Origin of the sequence: Paenibacillus selenitireducens, assembly GCF_002021565.1 — a bacterium.
Lineage (GTDB): Bacteria > Bacillota > Bacilli > Paenibacillales > Paenibacillaceae > Paenibacillus_K > Paenibacillus_K selenitireducens.
In genome coordinates, this window is record NZ_MSZX01000021.1 from 62,749 (window position 1) to 71,152 (window position 8,404).

The following is an 8,404-nucleotide window of genomic DNA, read 5'->3' on the forward strand; positions in this document are numbered from 1 at the left end:
CTAACCCCCCTGTACTCCAACTAGGAATTGTTCGAAGGCTAACTGTGGATTCACATTGGCGCGTAGACGCTTCTGCATTTCCGTCGTTAGCTCCATACAGCGTACCCACGCTTCCGTAGTGCGGGAAAACGCATATTTGCTGATCGATTCCAGCTGATCTATGAAAATTATACTTTCTGTTCGGTCCAGTTGATAATGGATCATATCCTTAAACCAAAGTAGGAACAAGCTCATCAGAGTGTCCAAATGTTCTGCAAGCGGCGTCTTGAATAATTGCTGTTGTGCCGTGATCATTGCAGTATTGACTTTATTAAGACAATCCTTACCTAATTGTAACATTACATTTCGAATTTCTGCAAACCAATTCTGCTGGATAATTTCCCTGCATGCAGGAAGTCCAGATGCTAAATGAACGGCACAACGGGCAAGACTCTGAGCATATCCTTCTTGGACGAGAACTTGCAGCATCGCTTTGGGATCCATGGGGGTAAATGAGATCCACTGCGCACGTGACTGTATGGTGGGTAACATCGCTTGTCCATTCTCTGTCAGAAGAATAGCTACCACTGGAGACAACGGTTCTTCTAAGAACTTTAGCAGACTATTTGCTGCTTGCACCGTCATTTTGTCAGCCTGCTCCATAATGTAGACTTTCCGACTACCACCGCCGGTGCGGTAAGCAAATTCACGTTGCAATGCACGAATTTGTTCGATTTTAATCGAGGATCCTTCCGGAGCAATGACATGAATATCGGGGTGGTTATGATGGTCTACTTTACGGCATTCTAGACATTCATCACAGCAATCATCTTTCATTTCGGTACAGAATAAAGCTTTGGCAAACGTCAACGCCATTTCTTTGCGGCCTGAACCCTGCGGTCCAGCGAATAAATACGCATGTGAAACTTTGTCATTACGCAATCCGTTCTGCAGCATTTGTTTGGCATGCGCTTGCCCGATAATATCTTGAAAAGACATGATAGCCTCACTTTCAAATTCAGAACCTATCCCTAGCTAAAAGCAATAGTTAATTAGCATGCCCCGAATTTCACCAATCTTATTCAGAAGGTCGATCCTTCCCTGCTCGTTGTCTAACAATTCCTCTGCCATAGATACCAGGGTCGCATCAATTTCTTCTAATAGCTTGTAGCGTTTGCCCCGGCCCCTGCGGTCCCAGCCCCGCGTATCCTTGATGCCAAGACCGCGGCGAACGGTATCTTCTAGGAATCGCTTCACCATCGTCCGGTACATATACAGCTCGCGTACTGTCATCGATTTCGCAAGGCGATCCCCCTGCATATGAATTTGCTGCAAACGTTGATTCAGCTGTTCATTGGTTGCTTGCTGATCTTGTTGAAGCATCATATCGGCGAAGCTTTTCTGCTGAATGGGCTTCGAGCCTGTATCCGTCGGCTTCAGTTCCTGACCAAGCGGCCGAAAACCCGGATTGATTTTCATGCGATATCCCAACCCTTATACATAAGTTAATATTGTTGATTAAAAATGCTCAAATCGATCAACAGGCATTACGAACACCGTTGCCCCACCTACTTGAACTTCGACCGGAAGCGGTAAATATGATTCTGTCGTTCCACTCATCGGCGACACTGGAGTGACGAGCTGATCTCGAATTTTGCAGTTCGTACGGATGACGGATAACACATCTTCCACTTGATCGTCTTCCACACCAATCATAAACGTGGTATTTCCTGCCCGCAAAAAACCACCTGTACTCGCAAGTTTGGTTGCACGGAAATTATGCTTAACTAATGCATTCGATAGACGGTTACTGTCTTTATCCTGGACGATCGCAATGACAAGTTTCATAATAACGCCTCCTTAACATATGGATAAAAAGTCCCTCTCTATTAATTAGACATTTGAGGGGTGAATTCCTCTTATAACGCGGCAAGGATACGGGTAATCTGCGCTGCCACTTCCGCAATCGATACACTTGCATCCACTTTGTGAATGCGATCTGGATAGGCGGCTGTTACTATATTATACCCTTCTCGAACCAAATGGTGAAAACTTATCTGTTCTAAATCTAGACGATTTATTTCGCGATCACCGTTCGCATGAATGCGAGCAAGTCCCATTTCAGGTTCAATATCCAGATAGAACGTAATGTCTGGCATCACGCCGTCAATGGCGAATTGATTAATGGACCATACGGCATCCATTCCAAGTCCGCGCGCATATCCTTGATAGGCGAGGCTGCTGTCAATGAACCGATCGCAAATCACAGTACTGCCTTGCTGAAGCGCTGGGATCACTTTCTCCACTAAATGTTGACGTCTTGCTGCGGCATATAATAATGCTTCGGTACGTCCATCCATCACCGTATGATTACGGTCCAAAATAAGCTCGCGAATTTTCTCTGCAATCTCGATACCGCCTGGCTCTCTCGTTAAGACAACAGGAATTCCTTGCTCTTGATAGTAACGTTCTATATGTGCAATGGCTGAGGTCTTCCCTGATCCCTCTCCGCCTTCTAAGGTAATGAACATTCCCGGATAATTGTGTGACTTCGTGGGCTGTATTGATGAATTTGAGCTTTCAGATAGCATAACGTTCCTCATTTCATGAGTTTTAATAATACACGCAAGGTTTGAAGCTTCGCGTCTTGGACCCCTTGGCACTTGGCTCCCTGATCCGCAAGCTGCTTCAAGATGTGCAGCACCTCATCTGTTATTTGCTCACCTGGATACAATAACGGGATCCCAGGCGGATAGGGGATGACCATCTCTGCAATATAGCGGTCACATGCATCGGCTAATGGGACGACCTCCCAATCATCTGCTGACATGGGTTTCATATCGAAGCCAATCGGTTGAGATATATGTGCAGCAACGGGTGCGTTAGATGTAATGTTGATGAAATTTGAAGCGATATGCTCTTCTATTTCATTACCCGATTCCGCATTACCCGAACCAGCTATAAGCATGTGTTGAATCTGTTCGAAAGCCTCATATAGCGCATGTGCATCTTCCATAGTCGATCCTAGCGTGAACACTAACACCACATGTCGCAGATCCGACATTTCGGGAATACAACCATAGGATTCAAGCTGCTCCTGTAATTGATACCCTGTCAGAGAGCCTGTACGGTCACTCACTGTAATTTTGAAAGGATCGAGTGTCGTATACGCTGCCTTTGATTCATTCGATTCTGCTGCATATGAGACAACCTCAAAAGCGTGCAATTCCTTCAATTTCAGGCGCAACCATGTTACGGCTTCAAGCCCGCGTCGGAAAGCCTCTTCTCCTTGTACATGTACCCAGCGACGACTTACATCCAGCGACCCCATAAGCAGATAGGATGGGCTAGAACTTTGGAGCATGGTAAGCCGCTGTTTCAACATGGCGCGGTCGATACGAGGACCTTGCACATGCAGCATGGCACTTTGCGTGAGGGACGACAACATTTTATGCGTCGATTGGACAACGCCGTCTACCCCACACTGTAGTGCAGACTCGGGTAGATCGGGATGCAGCCCGTAATGGGCGCCGTGCGCCTCGTCCACGAGCAGTGGCAGTCCATGCTCATGAACTACTCGTACCAATGCGCGTAAATCAACACCCATGCCATAATAGTTGGGGCTGCAGAGCAGCACCCCTTTTGCGGCAGGATAACGTTGCAACGCTTCTGCGATCGCCTCCGTACTCGGCGCTGTCGGCAACCCGCTATGCGCGTCCAGTTGCGGTGTCACGAACACCGCGCGCGTGCCCGCCAGCATTAATCCGTGCAATATGGATTTATGCACGTTCCGTTGGACAATGAGCACGTCGCCCGGCTCCGTGCAACAGGTAAGGATTAGAGCGATATTCCCTACGGTGCTGCCATTCACAAGAAAATGGGTCTCCTCGGCGCCGAAGCAATCGGCAGCTAACATTTGTGCGTCTTGGATCACCCCTTCGGGATGATGCAAATCATCCGTCCCCGTAATTTCCGTGACATCAAGGGTCATCATCTCACGTAATTTGTGATGTTCCCATCTCATCTCATCGTATGGATCACGGTTAATAGGATCCTTTTCGTAAACCTGTCCATTTTTATGCCCTGGCACATGGAAGGTTCGATTATTATGCTTGCTATATTCCAACAGCATCTCATACAGAGGTGCGCGTTCTCGATCTAATTGCGGCATATCCGTAAATCCTTTCTCTACGATCTACCTCTATTTTACCGTAAAATGATTCGGATCCATAGGATAATCCGCAACAAAAAAAGGCTTCGCCCTGACGAAAGCCTTCAGCTCTATTACATATTTTCATTTATGCATGATTCGTAATAAAAATTCTTTTTAGTTGATGAATGAAAAAAGGATATTTTGCATCCTGAACATCTGTGTGCACCATTTCTGCTTCGCAGTCTTGACATATAAATTCAGATATAATGACGATGCCTTCCGCTTTCACTTGGCCACAAATAATACAGGTGCTGTCATGCTCATTCCCCATGATTGATCCCACCTTTTCTTGTAATGCTATCAGTATGTCACAGTTTCTACTATTTTATACTTGTTTCATAGGGTGTTTTCAAATGTTTTTATATTTTTATTCCGTGCAACCTGATTTGGTGTCTGTACGTTTTATAGGGATAAGCAAATCTTTTAGGCGCTCCAGCCGATATATATAACATATGAATGACATTCCAAATAAACACCCCTTATAAAGGAGGATTATTGCAACATGCCATCGCTACCAAGCTCAAAAGCAACATTTTATCAATATACATTACTCCAAAAAATAACCTACAATCGCCAATTACTTCGACTTTATATTACTCTAGCTTGTCTATTCTTAATCGGTGAAACACTCTTATGGGGTCCTTTAGGATTGTTATATGGAATCATAAGTTTTTTCTTCATTATTTGGATTCATTTTGTGATTATCCGCTCGGTGTTGCTTATTGCCCGAGAACCTATTCGGAAAAAATGGCGTTTCCGCATTATCCTGCCTTGGATCGGTTTCCTGCCAGAACAATACATCAGTTACCGTATCCTCACCAAAGTGCATCGCCATCTCACATGGCTAGGTTTTTGTATTATTGCAATCCTATACCCATGGTCACCCATTTCGTTTGTTATAAGCGCAGTTCTCTGGCATCTATGGTTCATTTTCCCTCGCCTGTTCTCTTTCTTCAGATTTCGCAAACAGCATCAAAACGGGATCGTTAAACTTACACAAACAGAAATGCTCTATTACAAACAGTAATAGAGCTTTTTTTAGTCATACATCGCAAAAAAAACCGCCATTGAGAATTACATCTCAACAACGGTCTTTATGTGCTTGGCATCGTCCTACTCTCCCAGGACCCTGCGGTCCAAGTACCATCGGCGCTAGAGGGCTTAACGGTCGTGTTCGGGATGGGTACGCGTGGAACCCCTCCGCCATCGACACCAAACGGAATACTTATTCAAGGTTTGAACCCTGAAAACTAGATACGAAACAACTTTTTGCGAATTAATTTTAGGATAAGCCCTCGACCGATTAGTATTGGTCAGCTCCACACATTGCTGCGCTTCCACCTCCAACCTATCAACCTCGTCGTCTTCAAGGGGTCTTACTAATTGGGAAATCTCATCTTGAGGGGGGCTTCACGCTTAGATGCTTTCAGCGCTTATCCCGTCCATACTTGGCTACCCAGCGGTGCTCCTGGCGGAACAACTGGTACACCAGCGGTATGTCCATCCCGGTCCTCTCGTACTAAGGACAGCTCCTCTCAAATTTCCTACGCCCACGACAGATAGGGACCGAACTGTCTCACGACGTTCTGAACCCAGCTCGCGTACCGCTTTAATGGGCGAACAGCCCAACCCTTGGGACCTACTTCAGCCCCAGGATGCGATGAGCCGACATCGAGGTGCCAAACCTCCCCGTCGATGTGGACTCTTGGGGGAGATAAGCCTGTTATCCCCAGGGTAGCTTTTATCCGTTGAGCGATGGCCCTTCCATGCGGTACCACCGGATCACTAAGCCCGACTTTCGTCCCTGCTCGACCTGTATGTCTCGCAGTCAAGCTCCCTTATGCCTTTGCACTCTTCGAATGATTTCCAACCATTCTGAGGGAACCTTGGGGCGCCTCCGTTACTCTTTAGGAGGCGACCGCCCCAGTCAAACTGCCCACCTGACACTGTCCCCGAACCGGGTTACGGTCCTAGGTTAGAACTCCGATACGATCAGGGTGGTATCCCAACGTCGCCTCCACACAAGCTGGCGCTCATGCTTCAAAGGCTCCCACCTATCCTGTACAGATCGTACCAAAGTCCAATATCAAGCTGCAGTAAAGCTCCATGGGGTCTTTCCGTCTTGTCGCGGGTAACCTGCATCTTCACAGGTATTAAAATTTCACCGGATCTCTCGTTGAGACAGCGCCCAAGTCGTTACGCCATTCGTGCGGGTCAGAATTTACCTGACAAGGAATTTCGCTACCTTAGGACCGTTATAGTTACGGCCGCCGTTTACTGGGGCTTCGGTTCATAGCTTCGGGTTACCCCTAACCACTCCCCTTAACCTTCCAGCACCGGGCAGGCGTCAGCCCGTATACTTCGCCTTACGGCTTCGCACAGACCTGTGTTTTTGCTAAACAGTCGCTTGGGCCTTTTCACTGCGGCCCCCTCGTGCTATTCACACTACCGGGGCACCCCTTCTCCCGAAGTTACGGGGTCATTTTGCCGAGTTCCTTAACGAGAGTTCTTCCGCGCGCCTTAGAATTCTCTTCTCGCCTACCTGTGTCGGTTTGCGGTACGGGCACCATCACCTGGCTAGAGGCTTTTCTTGGCAGTGTGAAATCATGACCTTCGGTACTGCAATTTTCCCTCCCCATCACAGCCTAGCCTTATCGATGTGCGGATTTGCCTACACATCAGCCTCACTGCTTGGACAGACATCCATCAGTCTGCGTCACTATCCTACTGCGTCACCCCATTGCTCATAACGGCTTACGGTGGTACAGGAATTTCAACCTGTTGTCCTTCGACTACGCCTTTCGGCCTCGCCTTAGGTCCCGACTTACCCTGAGCGGACGAACCTTCCTCAGGAACCCTTAGGCTTTCGGCGGACATGATTCTCACATGTCTTTTCGTTACTCATACCGGCATTCTCACTTGTATGCTGTCCAGCGCTCCTTACGGTACACCTTCAACCTACATACAACGCTCCCCTACCCCTGATACATACGTATCAAGCCATAGCTTCGGTGGTGTGTTTAGCCCCGTTACATTTTCGGCGCAGAGTCACTCGACCAGTGAGCTATTACGCACTCTTTAAATGATGGCTGCTTCTAAGCCAACATCCTGGTTGTCTTTGCAACTCCACATCCTTTCCCACTTAACACACACTTGGGGACCTTAGCTGATGGTCTGGGCTGTTTCCCTTTTGACAATGGATCTTAGCACTCACTGTCTGACTCCCGGTTATAAGTCTATGGCATTCGGAGTTTGACTGAGCTTGGTAACCCTTGGCGGGCCCCGCACCCAATCAGTGCTCTACCTCCACGACTCTTAACACCGAGGCTAGCCCTAAAGCTATTTCGGGGAGAACCAGCTATCTCCGAGTTCGATTGGAATTTCTCCGCTACCCCCACCTCATCCCCGCATTTTTCAACATGCGTGGGTTCGGGCCTCCAGTGCGTGTTACCGCACCTTCACCCTGGACAGGGGTAGATCACACGGTTTCGGGTCTACGTCCACGTACTAAGTCGCCCTATTCAGACTCGCTTTCGCTGCGGCTACGGCTCTTCACCTTAACCTTGCACGGGAACGTAACTCGCCGGTTCATTCTACAAAAGGCACGCCATCACCCATAGATCGGGCTCTGACTTCTTGTAAGCACACGGTTTCAGGTTCTATTTCACTCCCCTCCCGGGGTGCTTTTCACCTTTCCCTCACGGTACTGCTTCACTATCGGTCGCTAGGTAGTATTTAGCCTTACCAGATGGTCCTGGCGGATTCATACGGGATTTCACGTGCCCCGCACTACTCGGGATCCGTCTCGGAGAGAACAGACTTTCAATTACAGGGCTTTTACCTTCTATGGCGGGCCTTTCCAGACCTCTTCGTTTAATCGGTTCCTTTGTAACTCCATGTGAGACGTCCCACAACCCCAACCAGCAAGCTGATTGGTTTAGGCTATTCCGCTTTCGCTCGCCGCTACTGACGGAATCACTTTTGTTTTCTCTTCCTGAGGGTACTTAGATGTTTCAGTTCCCCTCGTCTGTCTCTTCACACCCTATGTATTCAGATGTGAGTGACTGGCTATTACACCAGCCGGGTTTCCCCATTCGGACATCCCCGGATCAAAGCTTGCTTACAGCTCCCCGAAGCATTTCGTTGTTCGCCACGTCCTTCGTCGACTCCTAGCGCCTAGGCATCCTCCGTGTGCTCTTAGTAGCTTAACCA

At 48.0% G+C, this 8,404-nt stretch carries 6 protein-coding genes and 2 rRNA genes; all 8 read right to left on the reverse strand.

Annotated features, from left to right (window positions below; genetic code table 11):
• Nucleotides 1–978 carry a DNA polymerase III subunit delta' gene (gene holB / locus BVG16_RS30145; RefSeq protein WP_078502907.1) on the reverse strand — a complete coding sequence of 326 codons (978 nt, stop codon included), beginning with the start codon at nt 976–978 and terminating at the stop codon, nt 1–3.
• A gap of 36 nt (nt 979–1,014) precedes the next feature.
• A complete protein-coding gene (locus BVG16_RS30150; RefSeq protein WP_078502908.1) occupies nt 1,015–1,458 on the reverse strand; it encodes a YaaR family protein in 444 nt (147 codons plus the stop codon).
• 39 nt (nt 1,459–1,497) lie between these two features.
• Nucleotides 1,498–1,827 carry a cyclic-di-AMP receptor gene (locus tag BVG16_RS30155; protein ID WP_078502909.1) on the reverse strand — a complete coding sequence of 110 codons (330 nt, stop codon included), beginning with the start codon at nt 1,825–1,827 and terminating at the stop codon, nt 1,498–1,500.
• 71 nt (nt 1,828–1,898) lie between these two features.
• Nucleotides 1,899–2,570: a dTMP kinase gene (gene tmk, locus BVG16_RS30160; protein WP_078502910.1), complete on the reverse strand. Its 672-nt coding sequence runs from the start codon at nt 2,568–2,570 to the stop codon at nt 1,899–1,901.
• A gap of 8 nt (nt 2,571–2,578) precedes the next feature.
• Entirely contained in the window at nt 2,579–4,150 is a 1,572-nt protein-coding gene (locus tag BVG16_RS30165; protein WP_078502911.1) for an aminotransferase class I/II-fold pyridoxal phosphate-dependent enzyme, read from the reverse strand.
• Nucleotides 4,151–4,277: 127 nt separating this feature from the next.
• A complete protein-coding gene (locus BVG16_RS30170) occupies nt 4,278–4,463 on the reverse strand; it encodes a sigma factor G inhibitor Gin (protein WP_078502912.1) in 186 nt (61 codons plus the stop codon).
• An 829-nt stretch (nt 4,464–5,292) separates the two neighbouring features.
• Nucleotides 5,293–5,409, reverse strand: a 5S ribosomal RNA gene (gene rrf, locus BVG16_RS30180).
• 66 nt (nt 5,410–5,475) lie between these two features.
• A 23S ribosomal RNA gene (locus BVG16_RS30185) occupies nt 5,476–8,403 on the reverse strand.
• Nucleotide 8,404 lies beyond the last annotated feature (1 nt).

Bases quoted from the DNA above. Each gene is read 5' to 3' on its own strand.
- holB (WP_078502907.1), bottom strand. From the start codon at position 978: ATGTCTTTTCAAGATATTATCGGGCAAGCGCATGCCAAACAAATGCTG.
- BVG16_RS30155 (WP_078502909.1), bottom strand. From the start codon at position 1,827: ATGAAACTTGTCATTGCGATCGTCCAGGATAAAGACAGTAACCGTCTA.
- BVG16_RS30165 (WP_078502911.1), bottom strand. From the start codon at position 4,150: ATGCCGCAATTAGATCGAGAACGCGCACCTCTGTATGAGATGCTGTTG.
- tmk (WP_078502910.1), bottom strand. From the start codon at position 2,570: ATGCTATCTGAAAGCTCAAATTCATCAATACAGCCCACGAAGTCACAC.
- BVG16_RS30150 (WP_078502908.1), bottom strand. From the start codon at position 1,458: ATGAAAATCAATCCGGGTTTTCGGCCGCTTGGTCAGGAACTGAAGCCG.
- BVG16_RS30170 (WP_078502912.1), bottom strand. From the start codon at position 4,463: ATGGGGAATGAGCATGACAGCACCTGTATTATTTGTGGCCAAGTGAAA.